At 73.3% G+C, this 20,505-nt stretch carries 20 protein-coding genes; all 20 read left to right on the top strand.

All coding sequences use genetic code 11. The features are described from left to right. Positions 1-28 precede the first annotated feature (28 nt). Positions 29-2,944, top strand: coding sequence for a Na+/H+ antiporter subunit A (locus tag QSK00_RS02680; RefSeq protein WP_285587187.1), 2,916 nt, complete (start codon positions 29-31; stop codon positions 2,942-2,944). Beyond that, a complete protein-coding gene (locus QSK00_RS02675; RefSeq protein ID WP_285587185.1) occupies positions 2,941-3,399 on the top strand; it encodes a Na(+)/H(+) antiporter subunit C in 459 nt (152 codons plus the stop codon). The genes QSK00_RS02680 and QSK00_RS02675 overlap by 4 nt, the downstream gene beginning before the upstream one ends. Beyond that, positions 3,396-5,093 (top strand): Na+/H+ antiporter subunit D, encoded by a 1,698-nt coding sequence (locus tag QSK00_RS02670; RefSeq protein ID WP_285587183.1) that lies wholly within the window; start codon positions 3,396-3,398, stop codon positions 5,091-5,093. Before QSK00_RS02675 ends, QSK00_RS02670 begins: the two co-directional genes overlap by 4 nt. Further along, positions 5,090-5,782 carry a Na+/H+ antiporter subunit E gene (locus QSK00_RS02665; protein WP_285587180.1) on the top strand — a complete coding sequence of 231 codons (693 nt, stop codon included), beginning with the start codon at positions 5,090-5,092 and terminating at the stop codon, positions 5,780-5,782. Before QSK00_RS02670 ends, QSK00_RS02665 begins: the two co-directional genes overlap by 4 nt. Continuing rightward, positions 5,779-6,060: a monovalent cation/H+ antiporter complex subunit F gene (locus QSK00_RS02660; RefSeq protein ID WP_285587178.1), complete on the top strand. Its 282-nt coding sequence runs from the start codon at positions 5,779-5,781 to the stop codon at positions 6,058-6,060. Before QSK00_RS02665 ends, QSK00_RS02660 begins: the two co-directional genes overlap by 4 nt. Next, positions 6,057-6,404 (top strand): monovalent cation/H(+) antiporter subunit G, encoded by a 348-nt coding sequence (gene mnhG / locus QSK00_RS02655; RefSeq protein ID WP_285587177.1) that lies wholly within the window; start codon positions 6,057-6,059, stop codon positions 6,402-6,404. The genes QSK00_RS02660 and mnhG overlap by 4 nt, the downstream gene beginning before the upstream one ends. A 225-nt stretch (positions 6,405-6,629) precedes the next feature. After that, positions 6,630-7,199, top strand: coding sequence for a DUF3592 domain-containing protein (locus tag QSK00_RS02650; protein WP_285587175.1), 570 nt, complete (start codon positions 6,630-6,632; stop codon positions 7,197-7,199). 6 nt (positions 7,200-7,205) lie between these two features. Continuing rightward, positions 7,206-7,901 (top strand): demethylmenaquinone methyltransferase, encoded by a 696-nt coding sequence (locus QSK00_RS02645; protein ID WP_285587173.1) that lies wholly within the window; start codon positions 7,206-7,208, stop codon positions 7,899-7,901. Positions 7,902-8,070: 169 nt separating this feature from the next. Then, positions 8,071-9,447, top strand: coding sequence for a geranylgeranyl reductase family protein (locus QSK00_RS02640; protein ID WP_285587171.1), 1,377 nt, complete (start codon positions 8,071-8,073; stop codon positions 9,445-9,447). A gap of 153 nt (positions 9,448-9,600) precedes the next feature. Further along, complete coding sequence (locus tag QSK00_RS02635; protein WP_285587169.1) at positions 9,601-9,981, top strand: NADH-quinone oxidoreductase subunit A; 381 nt, start codon at positions 9,601-9,603, stop codon at positions 9,979-9,981. An 11-nt stretch (positions 9,982-9,992) separates the two neighbouring features. Continuing rightward, positions 9,993-10,550 (top strand): NuoB/complex I 20 kDa subunit family protein, encoded by a 558-nt coding sequence (locus tag QSK00_RS02630; protein WP_285587167.1) that lies wholly within the window; start codon positions 9,993-9,995, stop codon positions 10,548-10,550. A 2-nt stretch (positions 10,551-10,552) separates the two neighbouring features. Further along, on the top strand, positions 10,553-11,374 hold the full coding sequence (locus QSK00_RS02625; RefSeq protein WP_285587164.1) for an NADH-quinone oxidoreductase subunit C: 822 nt from the start codon (positions 10,553-10,555) through the stop codon (positions 11,372-11,374). Continuing rightward, positions 11,371-12,705 (top strand): NADH-quinone oxidoreductase subunit D, encoded by a 1,335-nt coding sequence (locus QSK00_RS02620; RefSeq protein ID WP_285587162.1) that lies wholly within the window; start codon positions 11,371-11,373, stop codon positions 12,703-12,705. Before QSK00_RS02625 ends, QSK00_RS02620 begins: the two co-directional genes overlap by 4 nt. Further along, positions 12,702-13,511, top strand: coding sequence for an NADH-quinone oxidoreductase subunit NuoE (gene nuoE / locus QSK00_RS02615; protein WP_285587160.1), 810 nt, complete (start codon positions 12,702-12,704; stop codon positions 13,509-13,511). The genes QSK00_RS02620 and nuoE overlap by 4 nt, the downstream gene beginning before the upstream one ends. Then, positions 13,508-14,860: an NADH-quinone oxidoreductase subunit NuoF gene (gene nuoF / locus QSK00_RS02610; RefSeq protein ID WP_285587158.1), complete on the top strand. Its 1,353-nt coding sequence runs from the start codon at positions 13,508-13,510 to the stop codon at positions 14,858-14,860. The genes nuoE and nuoF overlap by 4 nt, the downstream gene beginning before the upstream one ends. 2 nt (positions 14,861-14,862) lie before the next feature. Next, a complete protein-coding gene (locus QSK00_RS02605) occupies positions 14,863-17,457 on the top strand; it encodes an NADH-quinone oxidoreductase subunit G (protein ID WP_285587156.1) in 2,595 nt (864 codons plus the stop codon). Next, a complete protein-coding gene (gene nuoH, locus QSK00_RS02600; protein ID WP_285587151.1) occupies positions 17,454-18,782 on the top strand; it encodes an NADH-quinone oxidoreductase subunit NuoH in 1,329 nt (442 codons plus the stop codon). Before QSK00_RS02605 ends, nuoH begins: the two co-directional genes overlap by 4 nt. After that, positions 18,782-19,399, top strand: coding sequence for an NADH-quinone oxidoreductase subunit NuoI (gene nuoI, locus QSK00_RS02595; protein WP_285587148.1), 618 nt, complete (start codon positions 18,782-18,784; stop codon positions 19,397-19,399). The genes nuoH and nuoI overlap by 1 nt, the downstream gene beginning before the upstream one ends. Further along, on the top strand, positions 19,396-20,199 hold the full coding sequence (locus tag QSK00_RS02590; RefSeq protein ID WP_285587145.1) for an NADH-quinone oxidoreductase subunit J: 804 nt from the start codon (positions 19,396-19,398) through the stop codon (positions 20,197-20,199). Before nuoI ends, QSK00_RS02590 begins: the two co-directional genes overlap by 4 nt. Continuing rightward, the gene (gene nuoK, locus QSK00_RS02585) at positions 20,196-20,495 is read left to right on the top strand and encodes an NADH-quinone oxidoreductase subunit NuoK (protein ID WP_018330824.1); all 300 of its coding nucleotides are present in this window, start codon (positions 20,196-20,198) and stop codon (positions 20,493-20,495) included. The genes QSK00_RS02590 and nuoK overlap by 4 nt, the downstream gene beginning before the upstream one ends. Positions 20,496-20,505: the final 10 nt, after the last annotated feature.

Raw genomic sequence — 20,505 nt, 5'->3', positions numbered from 1 at the left:
CGAGTGCGGTGGAGCTGGGGGTCGATAGGTGCTGGTCCTGCTGGCGGTGCACGCCGCGGCCGCGCTGGTCGCACCCCTGCTCGTGCGGTCCCTGGGGCGCACCGCCTTCGTGGGTCTGGCGCTGGTCCCGGCGGCGGCGTTCGCCTGGATCCTCACCCAGCTGCCCGCGGTCCTCGGCGGGCAGGCACACGGGGAGGGGTTCACCTGGATCCCCGCGCTCGGCGTGGAGGTCGCGGTCCGCCTCGACCCGCTCTCGGCGATGCTCTCGCTGCTGGTCACCGGGGTCGGCGCCCTCGTGGTGCTCTACTGCGCCCGCTACTTCACGCCGTCGTCGGGCGGGCTCCCACGCTTCGCCGGGGTGCTGCTCGCGTTCGCCGGCGCGATGCTCGCGCTGGTCTGGGCCGACGACGTCGTCATGCTCTACGTCTGCTGGGAACTGACGACGATCTTCTCGTTCCTGCTCGTCGGGCAGGACGCCCACAAGCGCGCGAGCCGGGCCGCGGCCATGCAGGCCCTCACGGTCACGGCGGCCGGTGGCCTGACGATGCTCGTCGGGCTCGTGATCCTCGCCGAGGCGGCGGGCAGCTACCGCCTCTCCGCGATCGTCGCGGCCGGGCCGACCCTCGGCGGCGCGGCGGTCACGGCGGGTGTGGTGTGCGTGCTCGTGGGCGCGCTCTCGAAGTCGGCGCTGATCCCGTTCCACTTCTGGCTGCCCTCGGCGATGGCCGCGCCGACGCCGGTCAGCGCGTTCCTGCACGCCGCGGCGATGGTCAAGGCGGGCGTGTACCTGGTGCTGCGGTTCGCGCCGGGATTCGCCGACGACGCCGGGTGGCGGCCGGTCATCGCGATCGCGGCGGCGCTGACGATGCTGCTGGGCGGCATCGTCGCCGCCCGCCAGACCGACCTGAAGCTGCTCCTCGCGCACGGCACCGTCTCCCAGCTCGGCTTCATGCTCCTGCTCGCCGGGGCCGGCACGCGGGACGCCGCGCTCGCCGCGGCCGGGCTCGTCGTGGCGCACGCGCTGTTCAAGTCCGCGCTCTTCCTCACCGTCGGGGTCATCGACCGCTGCGCCGGCACCCGGGACCTGCGCGAGCTGTCCGGCCTCGCCCGCCGCGCGCCGGTCCTCGCGGTGGTCGGGACGCTCGCCGCCGCGTCGATGGCGGGCATCCCGCCGCTGTTCGGGTTCGTGACGAAGGAGGGCGCGTTCGAGGCGTTCCTGCACCGGGCGTACGGGCCGTGGGCCGGCGTGCTGCTCGCCGTCGTCGTGCTCGGCTCGGTGCTCACCGTCGCCTACAGCGCCCGCTTCGTGCTCGGCGCCTTCACCGACGTGTTCACGACCGGCGGGCGCAGCGAGTGGATCCGTCCGGGCGCGCTCTTCCTGGCCGCGCCGGCCGTGCTCGGGCTCGCCTCGCTCGTCGCCGGGTTCGCCGTCGGCCCGATCACGCCCCTGCTGACCGGCTACGCCGACACGCTGGCCGCGAGCTACCCGACGCCGCTGCAGCTCAAGCTGTGGCCCGGGTTCACCGTCGCCCTCGGCCTGTCCGCGCTCGCGATCGTGCTCGGCCTGCTGCTCGCGCTGCCCCGGGTGATCGAGCCGCTGTCGCGCGTCCGCCCGTTGAACGCCGTCCGGTCCGAGGTCACCTGGCGCGCGCTGGTCCACGCCGTGGAGAAGGGGGCGCTGCGCGTCACGGTGCAGACCCAGCGCGGCTCGCTGCAGGTGGTCCTCTGCACCGTCCTCGGTGTCCTGCTCCTCGGGCCGGGCGTCGTGCTCGTGGCGAGCGGCGCGCTGTCGGAGATCCGCGTCGACCGGTTCGCCGACTCGCCGGCCCAGGTCGTGGCGGCCCTGCTCGCCGTCGTCTCCACCGTCGCCGCCGCCCGCGCGAAGCGCCGCCTCGCGGCCGTGCTCCTCGTGGGCGGGCTCGGGTACGCCGTCGCCGTGATCTTCGCGCTCGCCGGCGCCCCCGACGTCGCGCTCACCCAGGCCCTGGTGGAGACGATGACGCTGGTCGTCGTCGTGCTGGTGCTGCGGCGGCTGCCCGCGGACATCACCGAGCACCACACCCCGGCCCGGCGGTGGGCCCGCCTCGCCATCGCCGCGCCGATCGGCGTGCTCGTCGCCCTGCTCGGCGCCACCGCGCTCGGGTCGCGGACCGCCGAACCGGTCTCGCGGGCCTTCCCCTCGCAGGCCTACGGCTTCGGCGCGGGCCAGAACGTCGTGAACGTGACGCTGGTCGACATCCGGGCCTGGGACACGATCGGTGAGCTCTCCGTGCTGCTCGCCGCCGCCACCGGCGTCGCGAGCCTGGTCTTCCTCGACCGGCGCACCGGGACCCCGCCGGGCGCCCGGCGACGCCGGCGCGCGCCGGTCGGACCGGGCCCGGTCGCCGGCTCGGGCTGGCTGCGCGGGCCGACGCTCGAGCGCCTCGCCCGCCAGCTGCGCCCCGGTCCACGGGTGACCGAGCGGACCCTGCTGCTCGAGGTCGTCACCCGGCTCGTCTTCCCGACGATCATGGTGCTGTCGATCTACTTCCTGTTCGCCGGGCACAACGCCCCCGGCGGCGGTTTCGCCGGCGGGCTGCTCGCCGGGCTCGCCCTCGTGGTGCGCTACGTCGCCGGGGGGCGCTACGAGCTGGGGGAGGCCGCGCCCGTCGAGGCGGGCACGCTGCTCGGCGCCGGCCTGCTCCTCGCCGGGCTCTCCGGCGCGGCCGGCCTGCTGCTCGGCGGCGAGGTGCTCCAGACCTACGTGATCGAGGGCGACGTGCCGGTGCTCGGCCACGTCAAGTTCGTGTCCTCGCTCGTGTTCGACGTCGGCGTCTACCTGATCGTCGTCGGGCTCGTGCTCGACATCCTGCGCAGCCTCGGCGCGGAGCTGGACCGGCTCGGCGACACGCCCGGCCCCTCGAACTCGCCCACCCGCCCGTCCGGACAGGAGGTGCCGGCGTGAGCTCCTCGTTCCTGCTGCTCGCCCTCATCGCGATTCTCTACACCGCCGGGGTGTACCTGCTCCTCGACCGCAGCCTCACCCGCGTGCTGCTCGGGGTGCTCGTGCTCGGCAACGCCACGAACCTGCTGGTCATCTCGGCGGGCGGACCGTTCGGCGCCGCCGCGCTGGTCGGGCGCGCGCCGGAGTCGGCGATGAGCGACGCCCTGGTGCAGGCGCTCGTGCTCACCGCCATCGTGATCACGCTCGGCGTCGCGGCGTTCCTGCTCTCGATCATCCACCGCACCTGGACGCTGGACCGCGAGGACGACCTCACCGTCGACACCGAGGACCGCTCCGTGCGCCGCCGCCTCGAGCGCGACGAGCAGATCGACGAGGACGAGTTCGACACCACCGGGTGCGAGCAGACCTCCGACACCGACGACGAGCGCACCTCGCGGGCGGGGGCCCAGGCGTGAACCCCGCCGCGACCGTCGTGGAGAGCCTGCTCCCGCTGCCGGTCCTGCTGCCGCTGCTCGGGGCCGGCGCGGCGCTGGTGCTGGCCGGGCGTCCGACCCTCCAGCGCTGGGTGTCGGTCGGGGTGCTCTCGGCCGTCGTGGTCGTCGCCGCCGTGCTCGTGGCCGGCGCGGCCGAGCGCCCCCGGGTGGTGACCGTGGGGTCGTGGCCCGCTCCGCTGGGCATCACGCTCGTGGCCGACCAGCTCTCGACGATCATGCTGCTGACGTCGATGTCGGTGACCCTGCTGGTGCTGCTCTACGCGATCGGGCAGGGCACCTCCGACGACGACTCCCGCACCCCGGTGTCGATCTTCCACCCGACCTACCTGGTGCTGGCCGCCGGCGTCGCGAACGCCTTCCTCTCCGGGGACCTGTTCAACCTGTACGTCGGGTTCGAGGTCCTGCTCATGGCCAGCTACGTGCTGCTGACCCTCGGGGGCACGCGCTCCCGGGTCCGGGCGGGCCTGACCTACGTCGTGGTCAACGTGGTCTCCTCGCTGATCTTCCTGGCGGGGATCGCCCTGGTCTACGCGGCGGTCGGGACGCTGAACCTCGCGCAGATCTCCGAGCGGATGGCCGCCGTCCCGGCCGGCACGCAGCTGACGATCCACCTCGTGCTGCTCACCGCGTTCGGCATCAAGGCCGCCGTGTTCCCGCTCTCGGCCTGGCTCCCCGACTCCTACCCGACCGCCGCGGCGCCGGTCACCGCGGTCTTCGCGGGCCTGCTCACCAAGGTCGGCGTCTACTCGATCATCCGCACGCAGACGCTGCTGTTCCCCGGGGACACGGTGGCCCGGGACATCCTCATGGTCGCCGCACTCCTGACGATGGTGATCGGAGCGCTGGGCGCCATCGCGCAGGACGACATCAAGCGGGTCCTGTCGTTCACGCTGGTCAGCCACATCGGCTACATGATCTTCGGGGTGGCGCTCGGTACCGCGGCGGGCGTCGGCGCGGCCGTCTTCTACGTCGTCCACCACATCACCGTGCAGGCCACGCTGTTCTGCGTGGCGGGGCTCGTCGAGCGGGTCGGCGGGTCGACCTCGACGACGCGGCTCGCCGGGCTCGCCGCCGCGAGCCCCCTGCTCGCCGTCCTGTACTTCGTGCCCGCGATCAACCTCGGCGGCATCCCGCCGCTCTCCGGCTTCGTCGGCAAGCTCGGGCTGATCGAGGCCGGCGTGCAGGACGGGTCGGTGCTCGCGTGGTTCCTCGTCGGCGGGGCGGTGCTCACCAGCCTGCTGACGCTCTACGCGATGGCCAAGGTCTGGGTGCTCGCCTTCTGGCGCCCGCGCGACCAGCTGCCGGTCGAGCACCCCGAGGACGCCGAGGTCAACGATCTCGACGTCGCCGACGACCCCGACCGCCGCTACCCCGTGATGATCGGCGCCGGGCGCGGGCGGACCGGCGCCGAGTCCTACTCCGGCGCGCTGCTCGGGGCCCCCAGCGCGGTGGCCGACCAGGAGCGCGAGGTCGTCGCGCTCCCGCGCGCCATGACGGCCGCGACGGGGGCGCTCGTCGCCGTCGGGCTCGCCCTGACGGTGTTCGCCGGTCCGCTGTACTCGCTGACCGACCGGGCGGCGGCCGACCTCACCGCCCGTACCCCCTACGTGCAGGCCGTCTTCGCGCAGGCCGTCGACGACCGGGTGGTCCGGTGAGCGCGGCGGACGGCGGCGTGCAGCGCGGCTTCCTCGGCCGGCGTCCCCGGGTGCTGCGGGTGCTCTGGTTGACCCTCGTCTGGGTCCTGCTGTGGGGCACGTTCTCGTGGGCCAACCTGCTCGGCGGCCTCGCCGTCGCGGTCGGGGTCCTCGTGCTGTTCCCGCTGCCCGCGGTGTCCACCGGCGGTCGGCTGCGGCCCCTCGCCCTGCTCCGCGTGGTCCTCGACGTCGCCCGGGACCTCGCCGTGTCCAGCGTCCAGGTGGCCTGGCAGTCGGTCCGCCCGGGCCCGCCCCCGCGCAGCTCGATCGTCGCGGTCGAGATCTCCGACGACTCGGAGCTCCTCATGGCGATGCTCGTCGAGTGCCTCTCCCTCGTCCCGGGCAGCGTCGTGGTCGACGCGTCCGCCGAGGAGCGGACGCTCTGGGCCCACGTGCTCGGCGCCGACGACGACGCGGCCGTCGACCGCTTCCGGGCGCAGGTCGCCCGGCTCGAGGCGGACCTGCTGGAGGTCGGGGTGCACCGCGTCCGGGTCGAGGCGGCCAGCTCCGGGCGCACCGAGGTCGGCACGGACCCCCTCGACGACCCCGATCCCGTCGACCCCGAGCCGACCGAGCACCGGCCGCACGACGCGGCCGGAGCCGACGACGACTCCTCCGCCGCCCTGCCGTCCCGGGAGGCCGGCCGATGAGCCTCGCGTCCGTCCTGCTCACCGTGGCCCTCGCGATCCTCGGGCTGAGCCTGCTGCTCGTCCTCGGGCGCTTCGTGCTCGGGCCGTCCGCGCTGGACCGGCTCGTGGCGCTCGACGCCCTCGTCGCGGTCATCATGTGCGGGCTGATGGCGCAGGTCGCCCTCTCCCGCGACTCGGCCATCGTCCCCACGATCGTCGCCGTCTCCCTCGTCGGCTTCCTCGGTTCGTCGACGGTCGCGCGCTTCGTCGGGCGGAAGCGCTCCGGGGGTGGCTCGTGACCGGGCTCCTCGACGTCGTGGGCGCCGTCCTGGTCCTCCTCGGCGCGCTGCTCGCACTCGCCGCCGCGATCGGGCTCCTGCGTCTGCCCGACGTGCTCTCCCGCATGCACGCCGCCACCAAGCCGCAGACCGCCGGTCTCGTACTGGTCGTCGTCGGCGCCGCGCTGCTGCTCCGCACGAGCGTCGACACGTGGATGCTCGTGCTCGTCGGTGCCTTCCAGCTGATCACCGCCCCGGTCACGGCCCACCTGGTCGGACGGCTCGCCTACCGCTCCGGCGGCGTCCGCGAGGACCTGCTGCACCGCGACGACCTGGCCGACCGCGAGGACGACCCGGCCCGCTGACGCGAGGGCGACGGCAGGCAGCTCTCTCCTCCCGCGGACCTGCCCGGTGTGCACCTCGCGACGTGAGCCGTCCCGACGGCGGGTGGCCCGGCCGCGGCGGCGGGCGCGAGGCCGGTGTGAGGTCCTGCCCCGCCCCCGTCCGTTCGCCCCCCGGCGTCCCCCGGACGGCGCACGGGTCCCGCGCGGAGACCCGTCGCCGGACCGACGCTCACTACCCTCGGTCCCGTGGACCTGCGTGCAACGGTGGACGGGCGGTTCCGTGCCCTGCGCGCGGGCGCGCGGACGGCGTGGGACGTCACCGGCACCGCCCTCGCCCCCGTCGCCCGCCGCGCGGCGGGGATCGTCGTCGGGATCGGCCTCGTGCTGTCGGTGCTCGCCGTGCTGGTGCTCGTGGGCGCCGCGCGCAACGACGCGTCGATCTCGGCGGACGAGGGCACCACGGTCGCCGAGGTCCTCGACGGCGGGGACGCCGGGCACACGTTCGTCCGCTTCACCGCCTCCGACGGCGCGGTCCTGACCCCCGCCACCGGCGTGCTCTACCCGCGCGGCCTGGAACCCGGGCAGTACGTCGTCGTGGAGTACGACCGGTCGAAGCCCGAGCTCGTCCGCGTGGCGGGCCGGTCCTGGACCGAGGGGCTCGGGCCGGTCGCGCTGGGCGTCGTCGGACTGTGGGTCGTCCTCGGGCCGACCGCCTGGGCGCTCGCCCGCCGTCGTCGGGCCGCCGAGGCCGCGACCGTGCCCGCGCCCGACGACGACGTGACGCCCGACCGCGAGCCGGTCGGCGCCGTACGCTGACCCTCGATGTCCACCCGCGCCGGTCTCGACCGTGATCCCTCCGCCGTCGCCCGCATGTTCGACGGGGTGGCGGCGCGCTACGACGTCACGAACACCGTGCTGTCCTTCGGGCGCGACCGCGCCTGGCGGCGGGCCACGCGCGAGGCGCTGACGATCGGCCCCGGCGACGTCGTCCTCGACATCGCCGCCGGGACCGGGGTGTCCACCGTCGAGCTCGCGCGCACCGGTGCGACGTGCCTGGCCGCGGACTTCTCGCTGGGCATGCTGCAGGCGGGTCGGGCCAAGCATGCGGGCGTGGTGCCCTACCTCGCCGCCGACGCCATGACGCTCCCGCTGCCCGACGCCTCGGTCGACGCGGTCGTCATGTCGTTCGGGCTGCGCAACGTCGTCGAGCCCGACGCCGCCCTCGCCGAGTTCGCGCGGGTGACCAGGCCCGGCGGCACGCTCGCGATCTGCGAGTTCTCGACGCCCACCTGGGGGCCGTTCCGCCGGGTCTACACCGACTACCTGATGCGGGCCCTGCCCCGGGTGGCGCGGGCGGTCAGCTCCAACCCCGACGCGTACGTCTACCTCGCCGAGTCGATCCGGTCCTGGCCCGACCAGCCGGCGCTCGCCCGACGCATCACCGCCGCCGGGTGGCGCGCGGTCAGCTGGCGCGACCTCACGGGCGGCATCGTCGCCCTGCACACCGCCGTCCGCTGATCGCCCACGCGGTCGTCCGCGTGCGGACGACCGGGGCGGACAACGGTCGATCCCGGTCGTCACGAGATCAAACCCGGATCCACCGGGCGTGTCGCACGCAACATGCCTAGACTCGGCCCCGCCCGGAGCTAGTGAACGATTTCACAAGGGGTGTCGGGAGGTTTCCCTGGTGTCCGCTCACCACCACGAGCGCACCCGGCGTCGTGTCGGGGGTGACGACTGCGCGGCCGACGTGATTGTGGTCGGCGCCGGTCCGGCCGGGTCGACCGCCGCGACCCACCTCGCCCGCGCGGGTCTCGACGTGCTCGTCCTGGAGAAGGCCGCGTTCCCGCGCGAGAAGGTGTGCGGCGACGGGCTGACGCCGCGGGCGGTCAAGCAGCTGGTCGACCTCGGGATCGACACCCGGCCCGAGGCGGGCTGGCTGCACAACAGGGGCCTGCGCGTGTACGGCGCGGGGATGTCGGTGGACCTCGACTGGCCCGAGCTCACGAGCTTCCCGCCCTACGGCATGGTCCGGCCCCGCCGCGACTTCGACCAGCTGCTCGCCGACCACGCGCGGGCGGCCGGGGCGCGGATCGAGGAACGGACCTCGGTCACGGGTGCGATCACCGACGAGCGCACCGGCCGGGTGGTCGGTGTCGAGGCGCGCCGCGGCCCCGAGCGGGAGCCGGTCACCTACCGCGCGCCGCTGGTGATCGCCGCCGACGGCGTCGGCGCCCGCACCGCCCTCTCGCGCGGCATCGCGAAGCGCGACGACCGCCCGCTCGGCGTCGCGGTCCGTCGCTACTACACGAGCCCGAAGAGCACCGACGACTACCTCGAGACCCACCTCGAGCTCACCGACGGGAACGGCGGTCTGCTGCCCGGCTACGGCTGGGTGTTCGGGATGGGGGACGGCACCGCCAACGTCGGGCTCGGCATCCTCGACCGCACGAACGCGGCCGGCGGCGCGAACTACCGCGCCACCCTGCGCGCCTGGTGCGACACGCTGCCCGCCGAGTGGGGCCTGCGCGAGGAGAACGCGACCGGCGAGATCGGCGGTGCGGCCCTCCCGATGGGCTTCAACCGCACCCCGGTCTACGCCGACGGCCTGCTGCTCGTCGGCGACGCCGGCGGCATGGTCAACTCGTTCAACGGCGAGGGCATCGCCTACGCCATGCAGTCCGCGGCGCTGGCGGCGGAGGCCGTGATCCAGGCGTTCGCGCGCCCGGAGGGGCCGTCGCGCGAGCGCGCGCTCGCGGGCTACCCGGAGGCGGTGCGGGCGGAGCTCGCGAGCTACTACCGGCTCGGCAACCGTTTCGCACACGCGCTGCGGCACCCCTGGCTCGTCCAGGCGACCGCCCGCCACGGGCTGCCCCGCCGACGGGTCATGGCCTTCCTGCTCAAGCTGCTCGCCAACCTGCACGACCGTCGCGACGGCGACGTCTCCGACCGGCTGCTCGAGGTGCTGCTGCGGCTCACCCCGGCGCTGCCGGAGGCGGCGCCGACGGCGATCGCGCCCGCCCGCCCGACCCGACCCGGCGTCGGGAAGGAGACCGCCGCATGAGCCCGGACTAAGGCCACCCTCACCCCCCGGGCGTTCCCCCTCCTTCCGTAGGGTCGGCGTCCGTCCGCCGGGGGTGACGCCGGACACCGATCGTGCGGTGTCGCAGACCACCAGCAGTCGTCTCGACCACCATCGAGCAGGAGGTTCCCCCCGATGCAGGGCAGCGCGGGACTCACCGCTTACGTCCCCCTCATCGTCATGTTCGTGCTCGCGGGCGGCTTCGCCCTGTTCTCGGTGACGGCGGCCCCGTACATCGGCCCGCGGCGCTACAACCGGGCGAAGCTCGACACCTACGAGTGCGGGATCGAACCGTCGCCGCAGCCGGTGGTCGGCGGCGGCCGCGTGCCGGTCGCCTACTACCTCACGGCGATGCTGTTCATCCTCTTCGACATCGAGATGGTGTTCCTCTACCCGTTCGTGATCAACATCGATGCCCTCGGCCTGTTCGGGCTGGTCGAGATCGTGCTCTTCATCGGGACCGTCGCCTTCGCCTACGCCTACGTGTGGCGGCGCGGCGGCCTGGACTGGACGTAGGGACGTAGCTCATGGGACTCGAGGAGAAGCTGCCGAACGGCATCCTGCTGGCCACCGTCGAAGGACTGGTCAACTGGACCCGCAAGGCCTCGCTGTGGCCGGCCACCTTCGGCCTGGCCTGCTGCGCGATCGAGATGATGACGTCGGGCGCGCCGCGCTACGACCTCGGCCGCTTCGGCATGGAGGTGTTCCGCCCCAGCCCGCGGCAGGCCGACCTGATGATCGTGGCGGGCCGCGTGACCAACAAGATGGCGCCCGTCCTGCGCCAGATCTACGACCAGATGGCCGAGCCGCGCTGGGTGCTCGCCATGGGCGTGTGCGCGTCGTCCGGCGGCATGTTCAACAACTACGCGGTCGTGCAGGGCGTCGACCACGTGGTGCCCGTCGACATGTACCTGCCCGGCTGCCCGCCGCGGCCGGAGATGCTGATCGACGCGATCCTCAAGCTGCACCAGAAGATCCAGGTCGAGCCGCTGGGTCCCGTCCGCGCCGAGCTGGCCGCCGAGCGCCGCGCGCAGGGCGAGACGCTCGAGCTGCTGCCGTCGTCGGTCAAGTACGGGCGGAAGTAGCCATGGCCGACAGCAAGGACGCGTCGAAGCAGCCCCATGTGCCCCCGACCGGGACGGGCGGGGCGTCCGGCCCGACCGGGGCGACCGCGGGCTCCTCCGAGCACACCGAGCCCGGCGCGGTCGCGTTCTCCCCGGTCGAGCAGCACCGCCCGCACGCGCCGACGGTCACCGGCCGCCACCGCGAGGGCATGTTCGGCATCCACGGCTCCGGCGACACGTCGGGCTTCGGCGGCCTCCGCCTCCCGGCCTACGCCCCGGCCCCGGCCGAGCGGCCCTACGGCGGCTGGTTCGACGAGGTCGTCGACGAGACGACCGCCGCGCTGGAGGAGGGCGGCCTCGTCGCGTTCGACGAGGCGGTGCCGCAGGTGACCGTCGACCGCGGCGAGATGACCTGGTACGTCGCCCGCGAGCACCTGCCGACGCTCGCGCAGCTCCTGCGCGACGACGAGGCGCTGCGCTTCGAGTTCTGCTCCGGGGTCTCCGGGGTGGACTACGGCGAGGACGTCCCGCAGCAGCTGCACGTGGTGGTGCAGCTGCTCTCCATGACCTACCGGCGGCGGCTGCGGCTCGAGGTCTGCCTCGACGTCGAGGACGCGCGCTGCCCCTCGCTCGTGTCGATCTACCCGACGGCGGACTGGCACGAGCGCGAGACCTGGGACATGTTCGGGATCGTCTTCGACGGCCACCCGAGCCTGACCCGGATCCTCATGCCGGACGACTGGAACGGCCACCCTCAGCGCAAGAGCTACCCGCTGGGCGGCATCCCGGTCGAGTACAAGGGCGCCGAGATCCCGCCGCCCGACCAGCGGAGGGCCTACACGTGACCGACCTCGACGACACCGTCACCGACCCCTACGCAGCCTCCTCCCGCGAGACCACCGAGGGCACCGTCTACACGGTCACCGGCGGTGACTGGGACGAGCTCGTCGACGAGTCGACCGGCGACGAGCGCATCGTCATCAACATGGGGCCGCAGCACCCCTCCACGCACGGCGTGCTGCGCCTCGTGCTGGAGATCTCCGGCGAGACCGTCACCGACGTGCGGCTGGTCATCGGCTACCTGCACACCGGGATCGAGAAGAACTGCGAGTACCGCACCTGGACCCAGGGCGTCACCTTCGTGACCCGGTGCGACTACCTCGCGCCGCTGTTCACCGAGACCGCCTACTGCATGTCGACCGAGCGCCTGCTGGGCATCGAGGTCCCGACGCGGGCCCAGGTCATCCGGGTGCTCCTCATGGAGATCAACCGGATCGGCTCGCACCTCGTGGCGCTGGCCACCGGCGGCATGGAGCTCGGCGCGCTCACCGGCATGACCAACGGCTTCCGGGAGCGCGAGGAGGTCCTGCACCTGCTCGAGTTCCTCACCGGCCTGCGCATGAACCACGCGTTCATCCGTCCCGGCGGCGTCGTCCAGGATCTCCCGGACGGCGCGGAGAAGCGCATCCTCGAGTTCTGCGACGTCATGGACTCGCGCCTGCCCGGCTTCCACCAGCTGCTCACCGGCAACGCGATCTGGCAGCAGCGCCTCGTCGGGATCGGCTACCTCCCGCTCGACGGGTGCCTCTCGCTCGGCGTCACGGGCCCGATCCTGCGCTCCGCCGGCCTGGCCTGGGACCTGCGCAAGGTCGACCCGTACCTCGGCTACGACCAGTACGACTTCGAGGTCCCGACGGACACGGCCGCCGACTCCTTCGCCCGGTACAAGCTGCGGGTCGAGGAGATGCACCAGTCGCTGCGGATCGTCCGGCAGTGCGTCGAGGCGCTCGAGCCCGGCCCGGTCATGGTCGGCGACGCGAAGATCGCGTGGCCCGCCAAGCTCTCGGTCGGCGCCGACGGCATGGGCAACTCCCTCGAGCACGTCCGCCAGATCATGGGGCAGTCGATGGAGTCCCTGATCCACCACTTCAAGCTGGTCACCGAGGGCTTCAAGGTCCCGGCGGGGCAGGCCTACGTGCCGATCGAGTCGCCCCGCGGCGAACTCGGCGCCCACCTCGTCTCCGACGGCGGCACCCGCCCGCTGCGCGTGCACCTGCGCGAGCCCAGCTTCGTCAACCTGCAGGCCGCGCCGGCGATGTGCGAGGGCGGGATGGTCTCCGACGTCATCGCCGCGCTGGCGAGCCTCGACCCCGTGATGGGGGGCTGCGACCGATGACCACCCACGTGAACCCCGCTCTGAGCCCCACCGACGCCGAGCGTCCCCGGGTGCGTCCCGACACCGACGTCGACGTCTCGGTGTTCGACGGCCAGCGCGAGCGGGCCGCGGCGATCGTGGCGCGCTACCCGGAGCCGCGCTCGGCCCTGCTGCCGCTGCTGCACCTCGTGCAGTACGTCGAGGGCCACGTGAGCCGCGCCGGCGTCGCGTTCTGCGCCGAGATCCTCGACATCACGCCCGCCGAGGTCTCGGCGGTCGCGACGTTCTACACCATGTACAAGCGCGAGCCGGTCGGCGAGCACCTGGTCAGCGTGTGCACCAACACGCTGTGCGCGGCGCTCGGCGGCGACGACATCTACGCCGCGGTGCGCGAGCGCCTCGGCGGGATCGGCCACGAGCAGACGGCGGGCGAGCCGGGGACCCCGGGCAGCCTGACGATCGAGCACGCCGAGTGCCTCGCGGCCTGCGACCTCGCGCCCGTGCTCACCGTGAACTACGAGTTCTACGACCGCCAGACGGTGGACAGCGCGGTCGAGATCATCGAGGCGCTGCAGCGGGGCGAGAAGCCGCACCCGACCCGGGGCGCCCCGCTGACCGACTTCCGCCGCATCGAGCTGTTGCTCGCCGGGTTCTTCGACGACCCCGAGGTCGGCGGAGCGGCGGCGAACGCCGGCCCGAGCGCCGACGAGGCCACGCTGCGCGGCGCGCGGCTCGCGGAGGAGCGCGGCTGGACCGCGCCCCCGATGCCCGACGCCTCGCCCGACCGTCCCACCGAAGCGACCGAACTCCCGGGAGGTGCGTCATGAGCGAGCCGGAGGAGTACCGCCCGGACCCGCTGACGCCGGTTCTCACCCGACGCTGGCTGCTGCCCGAGTCGTGGACGCTGCGGCACTACACCGAGCTCGGCGGCTACGAGGCGATGCGGCAGGCGTTCGCCATGGCGCCGGCCGACCTCGTGTCGCTGGTCAAGGACTCCGGCCTGCGGGGGCGCGGCGGCGCCGGCTTCCCGACGGGCATGAAGTGGAGCTTCATCCCGCAGCCGAAGCCGGGCGAGGAGCCGACCGCGGCCACGGAGGACGCGCCGCAGTTCAAGCCGAAGTACCTCGTCATCAACGCCGACGAGGGCGAGCCGGGGACCTGCAAGGACACCCCGCTGATGATGGCCGACCCGCACAGCCTCATCGAGGGCTGCATCATCACGGCCTTCGCGATCCGCGCGAACTTCTGCGCGATCTACATCCGCGGCGAGATCGTCCACGCCATCCGCCGCCTGCACTTCGCGGTCCAGGAGGCCTACGCGGCGGGCCACCTCGGGAAGGACATCCACGGTAGCGGGTTCGACCTCGACATCGTGGTCCACGCCGGGGCCGGCGCGTACATCTGCGGCGAGGAGACCGCGCTGCTCGACTCGCTCGAGGGGCGCCGCGGCCAGCCGCGCCTCAAGCCGCCGTTCCCGGCGACGGCGGGTCTCTACGCGGCGCCGACGGTGGTCAACAACGTCGAGACGATCGCGACGGTGCCCTCGATCGTCGCGGGCGGCAAGGACTGGTTCCGGACGATGGGCCGCGAGCGCTCGCCCGGGCCGAAGATCTACTCGTTGTCCGGCCACGTCGAGCGGCCCGGGCAGTACGAGGCGCCGCTCGGCACCACGCTGCGCCAGCTGCTGGAGATGGCCGGCGGCATGAAGGACGGCATCCCGCTCAAGTTCTGGACGCCGGGTGGCTCGTCCACCCCGTTGTTCACCGACGAGCACCTCGACGTCCCGCTGGACTTCGAGGGCGCCGCCGAGGCGGGCTCGATGCTCGGCACCACCGCCGTCATGATCTTCAACGAGACGGTCAGCGTGCCGTGGGCGGTCATGAAGTGGACCGAGTTCTACGAGCACGAGTCCTGCGGCAAGTGCACCCCGTGCCGCGAGGGCAACTACTGGCTCGCCGGGATCCTGCGCCGCATGAACGACGGGCAGGGCACCGAGGAGGACATCGACACCCTCCTCGACGTGTGCTCGAACGTCCTGGGCCGCTCGTTCTGCGCGCTCGGTGACGGCGCCGTCTCCCCGATCACCAGCGGCATCAAGTACTTCCGCCAGGAGTTCCTGGACCTGTGCCAGGCCCAGCCGGCCGCCACCGACCGAGTTCTCGCCGGAGCGCACTAGACATGACCCAGGCACCCGAACAGGAAGCGCCGCCGGTCCCCGAGGGCCACGTCCGGTTGACGATCGACGGTCGCACCGTCGACGCGCCGAAGGGCGAGATCCTCATCCGGACCTGCGAGCGCCTCGGCATCGTCGTCCCACGGTTCTGCGACCACCCCCTCCTCGAGCCGGCCGGCGCCTGCCGCCAGTGCCTGGTCGAGGTGGAGATGGGCGGGCGGCCGATGCCCAAGCCGCAGGCCAGCTGCACCATGACCGTCGCCGACGGCATGGTCGTGAAGACGCAGGTGACCTCCGCCGTCGCCGACAAGGCGCAGCAGGGCGTCATGGAGCTGCTGCTCATCAACCACCCGCTGGACTGCCCGATCTGCGACAAGGGCGGCGAGTGCCCGCTGCAGAACCAGGCGATGTCCTCGGGGCGGGCCGAGTCGCGGTTCCACGAGCACAAGCGGACGTTCGAGAAGCCGCTGCCGATCTCCGACGAGGTGCTCCTCGACCGCGAGCGCTGCGTGCTCTGCCAGCGCTGCACCCGCTTCTCCGACCAGATCGCCGGCGACCCGTTCATCGAGCTCCTCGAGCGCGGGGCGCACCAGCAGATCGGCACGGAGGAGACGGCCTGGGGCGCCGGCGAGGAGTTCCAGTCCTACTTCTCCGGCAACACCATCCAGATCTGTCCGGTCGGCGCGCTGACCAGCGCCTCGTACCGGTTCCGGTCGCGGCCCTTCGACCTGGTCTCGACGCCGGGTCAGTGCGAGCACTGCGCGTCCGGCTGCTCGACGCGCCGGGACTGGCGTCGCGGCGGCGTCACCCGCGTGCTGGCCGGCGAGGAGCCGACCGTCAACGAGGAGTGGCTCTGCGACAAGGGCCGCTTCGCGTTCCGCTACCCCGCCTCGCCGCAGCGGGTGCTGCAGCCGATGGTCCGGGAGGACGGGGTGCTCACCCCGGTCCCCTGGGTGGACGCGCTGGAGCGGGCGGCGACGCTGCTCGCCGGGGCGCGCGACGGCCGGGGGGAGCCGCGGACCGGTGAGGACGGCGAGGAGCTCGCGCCGAAGCGCGGCGTCGGGGTGCTGCCCGGCGGCCGGCTCACCGTCGAGGACGCGTACGCCTACGCCAAGTTCGCCCGGTTGGCGCTGCACACGAACGACGTCGACCAGCGGGCCCGCGCCCACTCCGACGAGGAGCTGGACTTCCTCGCGGGCCACGTCGCGGGCGTCGCGCCGAGCCACGTCTCCTACGCCCACCTCGAGGCCGCCCGCACCGTGCTGTGCGTGGCGTTCGACCCCGAGGAGGAGTCGCCGATCGTCTTCCTGCGGCTGCGCAAGGCCGCCCGCCACGGCACCCGCGTGGTGCACGTGGGCAGCTGGACCACCCCCGCCGTCGTGAAGACCGGGGGCCACCTGCTGGCGGCGGTCCCGGGCGAGGAGCCCGCGGCCCTGGCCGACCTGCCCGACGACCTGGCCGCGGCGCTGGCGGCGCCGGGTGCGGTGGTGCTCGTCGGCGAGCGCGCCGCCGAGGTGCCCGGGCTGCTCACTGCGGTCAGCGAGCTGGGCGCCCGGACCGGGGCTCGCATCGCGTGGGTGCCGCGACGGGCCGGGGAGCGCGGCGGCGTGGACGCCGGCGCGCTGCCGACCCTGCTGCCCGGTGCCCGGCGCGTCGACGACGCCGACGCCCGCGAGGCGGTCGCCGCGGTCTGGGGCGTCCCGAGCCTGCCCGCGGCGCCCGGCCGCGACCTCACCGCGATGCTCACCGCCGCGCGCGACGGGGAGCTGGCCGGGCTGGTCCTCGGCGGCGTGGAGCTCGCCGACCTGCCCGATCCCGACCTGGCCCGCGCCGCGCTCGCCGAGGCCGACGTGGTGATCTCGCTGGAGCAGGTGCTCTCCGAGGTCACCGAGCACGCCGACGTCGTGCTGCCGGTGGCGCCCGCGGTCAACCGCAGCGGCACCTACCGCAACTGGGAGGGCCGCGACCGGCCCTTCGCGACGACGATCGACCCCGGCCAGGGTGGGTCCGGGCGCGTCGGCGGCACGGCCGCGGTGACGCTGCCGGACTGCCGGGTGCTGGACTCGCTCGCGGTCGAGATGGACGTCGACCTGTTCACCCAGACCCCGCAGGCCGCCGCGGCGGAGCTCGCGGAGCTGGGCACGGTCGCGGTCACCCCGTCGACGCCCGCGACCCGGCCCTCCTCCCCGGATGTCAGCGATGGCACACGGCTGACGTCCGACGACAGCAGTGGGCCACCGCTGACCGGCCGGGTCCGCCTCGCCACGTGGCGCCAGCTGATCGACGGCGGCGCCCTGCTGGCCGAGGAGACCGACCTGCCCGGCACCGCCCGCCCGCCCCGCCTGCGGGTCGCGGCGGGCACCGCGGAGCGCCTCGGCCTCGTGGCCGGCGAGCCGGCCCGCCTCGGCGACACGCTCGACCTCGTCGTCGAGCTCGCCGACCTGCCCGCGGACGTCGTCTGGGCGCCCTCGCACGTGCCGGTCCCCGGCGGCGTCGTCACCCTCGCCGGCCTCGGGCTGGGCCACGGGGACCTCGTCGACGTCGCCGCCCCCGTCGCCGCCGCCGTCGCCCCCGTCGTCGCCCACGGAGAACCCCAGTGAACCCGCTCCCGCCGCCCGGGACCCCCGGCTACACCCAGGCGCTGCTCGCGGACGACCCGATCTGGTTGACGATCGTCAAGGTCGTCGTCGTCTTCGCGCTCCTGCTGGTCATGACGCTGTTCATGATCTGGCTCGAGCGCCGGGTGGTCGGGCGGATGCAGCAGCGGCCCGGCCCGAACTGGAACGGCCCGTTCGGCCTGCTCCAGTCCCTGGCCGACGGCCTCAAGCTGGCGTTCAAGGAGGACATCCGCCCGGTCCTCGCGGACAAGGCGGTCTTCTTCATCGCCCCGGTGATCTCGACGATCCCGGCGTTCGTCGCGTTCGCGGTGATCCCGCTCGGCCCCGAGGTGTCGATCTTCGGCCATCACACGGCGCTGCAGGTCGCGGACCTGCCGGTCGGCATCCTCGTGGTGCTGGCCTGCTCCTCGGTCGGCGTCTACGGCATCGTGCTGTCGGGCTGGGCCTCCGGCTCGCCGTACCCGCTGCTCGGCTCCCTGCGCTCGGCCGCGCAGGTCATCTCCTACGAGCTGGCGCTCGGCCTGTCGATCATCGCCGTGGTGCTCTACGCGGGGTCGCTGTCCACCGCCGACATCGTCTCCGCGCAGCAGAACGGCTGGTACATCTGGCTGCTGCCGGTCAGCTTCATCGTCTTCGCCATCTCGATGGTCGGTGAGACCAACCGGGCGCCGTTCGACCTGCCCGAGGCCGAGTCCGAGCTCGTCGGCGGATTCCACACCGAGTACTCGTCGCTCAAGTTCGCGCTCTTCTTCCTCGCCGAGTACGTCAACATGGTCACCCTCTCCGCGGTGGCCACCACGCTCTTCCTCGGCGGCTGGATGGCCCCGTGGCCGCTGTCGCTGATCCCCGGGGTGAACTCCGGCTGGCTGCCGGTGGTCTGGTTCATCTCGAAGATGTTCGTGTTCCTGTTCGTCTACATCTGGCTGCGCGGCACGCTGCCCCGCCAGCGCTACGACCAGTTCATGCGGCTCGGCTGGAAGATCCTCATCCCGGTCAGCCTCGTGTGGATCGTCGCCGTCGCGACCCTCCGGGTGCTCCGCAACCAGTACGGCACGATCTCCGCGCCGGTGGTGCTGATGGTGGGCGCGGTGGTGCTCGTGGTGGCCATCGTGGTCGCGCTGATGCTGCCCGACCGGGCGGCGGACGACGACGACGCCGGCAGCGAGCCACCCGTCGTCGGGACCTATCCCGTGCCGCCGCTCGACCTCACCGTGCCGACGAGCCCGCCGAAGCGCCGCCGGGCGGTGTCCCGGGGCCCGGCCCCGGAGACGGCCGCCGTCGGCTCCGGTCAGAAGGAGGACGCCTGATGGGCATGTTCGACGGCATCGCCGGCTTCGGCGTCACCTTCTCGACGATGTTCAAGAAGGTGGTCACCGAGGAGTACCCGCTGGTCAAGAAGGTGACCGCGCCGCGCTACCACGGCCGCCACCAGCTCAACCGGCACCCGGACGGCCTCGAGAAGTGCGTCGGCTGCGAGCTGTGCGCCTGGGCCTGCCCCGCCGACGCCATCTACGTCGAGGGCGGCGACAACACCCCCGAGGCCCGGTTCTCGCCGGGCGAGCGCTACGGGGCGATCTACCAGATCAACTACCTGCGCTGCATCGGCTGCGGGCTCTGCATCGAGGCGTGCCCGACGCGGTCGCTCACGATGACGAACGAGTACGAGCTCGCCGACGACGACCGCCAGGACCTGATCTACACCAAGGACATGCTGCTGGCGCCGCTGCTGCCGGGCATGGAGCAGCCGCCGCACCCGATGCGGCTCGGCGACGACGAGCAGGACTACTACGTGCAGGGCCCGGAGATGGCGAAGCGCGGCCTCGAGCAGGCCGGCGAGCACGACCTCGACACGGACAACCGGGCCGGCGCGAACGCGCTGCCGGGCGCGGCCCTCGTCGGGAAGGCCCCGGAGGACCAGCGATGACGACGACGATCGGCGAGGCGATCGGGTTCTGGATCCTCGGTCCGGTGGCCCTGGCCGGCGGGCTCGGGATGGTGTTCTCCCGCAACGCCGTGCACTCCGCGCTCTGGCTCGTGCTGACGATGCTCTCCCTCGGCGTCATCTACATGCTCCAGGCGGCGCCGTTCCTCGGCTTCACCCAGATCATCGTCTACACCGGCGCGATCATGATGCTGTTCGTCTTCGTGCTCATGATGGTCGGCCGGGACGCCTCGGACTCCGTGGTCGAGGTGCTGCGCGGGCAGCGCGTGGCGGCCGCGGTCCTCGGGATCGGGCTCGCCGGGCTGATGATCGGCGCGGTCGCGCAGTCGGTCGGCGTCCCGCTGGCCGCCGGCGCCCCGTCCGGGTCCAACGTCGGCGGCCTGGGGCTGCTGGTCTTCCAGCGCTACCTGCTCGCCTTCGAGCTGACCTCGGCGCTCATCATCACCGGCGCGGTCGGCGCGATGGTCTACACCTTCGCCGGCCGGGCGAAGTCCAAGGCCATCACCCAGAAGGAACGGGTCGCCGAGCGGCTGCGCGGCCCGCTGGAGAAGTTCGGCTCCCGCTCGGGCCCCGGCGTCTTCGCGACGGCGGACTCGGTCGCCACCCCGGCGCTGCTGCCGGACGGCTCGGTGGCCCCGGAGTCGCTCTCGGCGATCATCGAGGCGACGGCCCGCGAGCGGCTCGGCCACGCCACCGAGCTCTCCCGCCCCGGCGACGAGCACGACACGGCCGCCCACTCCCACCACGCCGAGCGCGGCGAGATCCAGGGGAGCCAGACGTGAGCCCCACGAACTACCTGCTGCTCTCGGCGCTGCTCTTCTCGATCGGCACCGTCGGGGTGCTGGTGCGCCGCAACGCGATCGTCGTGTTCATGTGCGTCGAGCTCATGCTCAACGCGGTGAACCTGTCGCTGGTCACCTTCTCGCGCATCAACGGCTCGCTCGACGGCCAGGTCATGGCGTTCTTCGTCATGGTCGTCGCGGCCGCGGAGGTCGTCGTCGGCCTCTCGATCATCATGGCCATCTTCCGCACGCGCCGGACCGCCTCGGTCGACGACGCGAACCTCCTCAAGTACTGACGGGAGCGCA

Source organism: Actinomycetospora sp. NBRC 106378 (genome assembly GCF_030269685.1).
GTDB lineage: Bacteria > Actinomycetota > Actinomycetes > Mycobacteriales > Pseudonocardiaceae > Actinomycetospora.
Note: the sequence above shows the minus strand (reverse complement) of the source record. Positions and strands in the feature narration are given on the sequence as shown.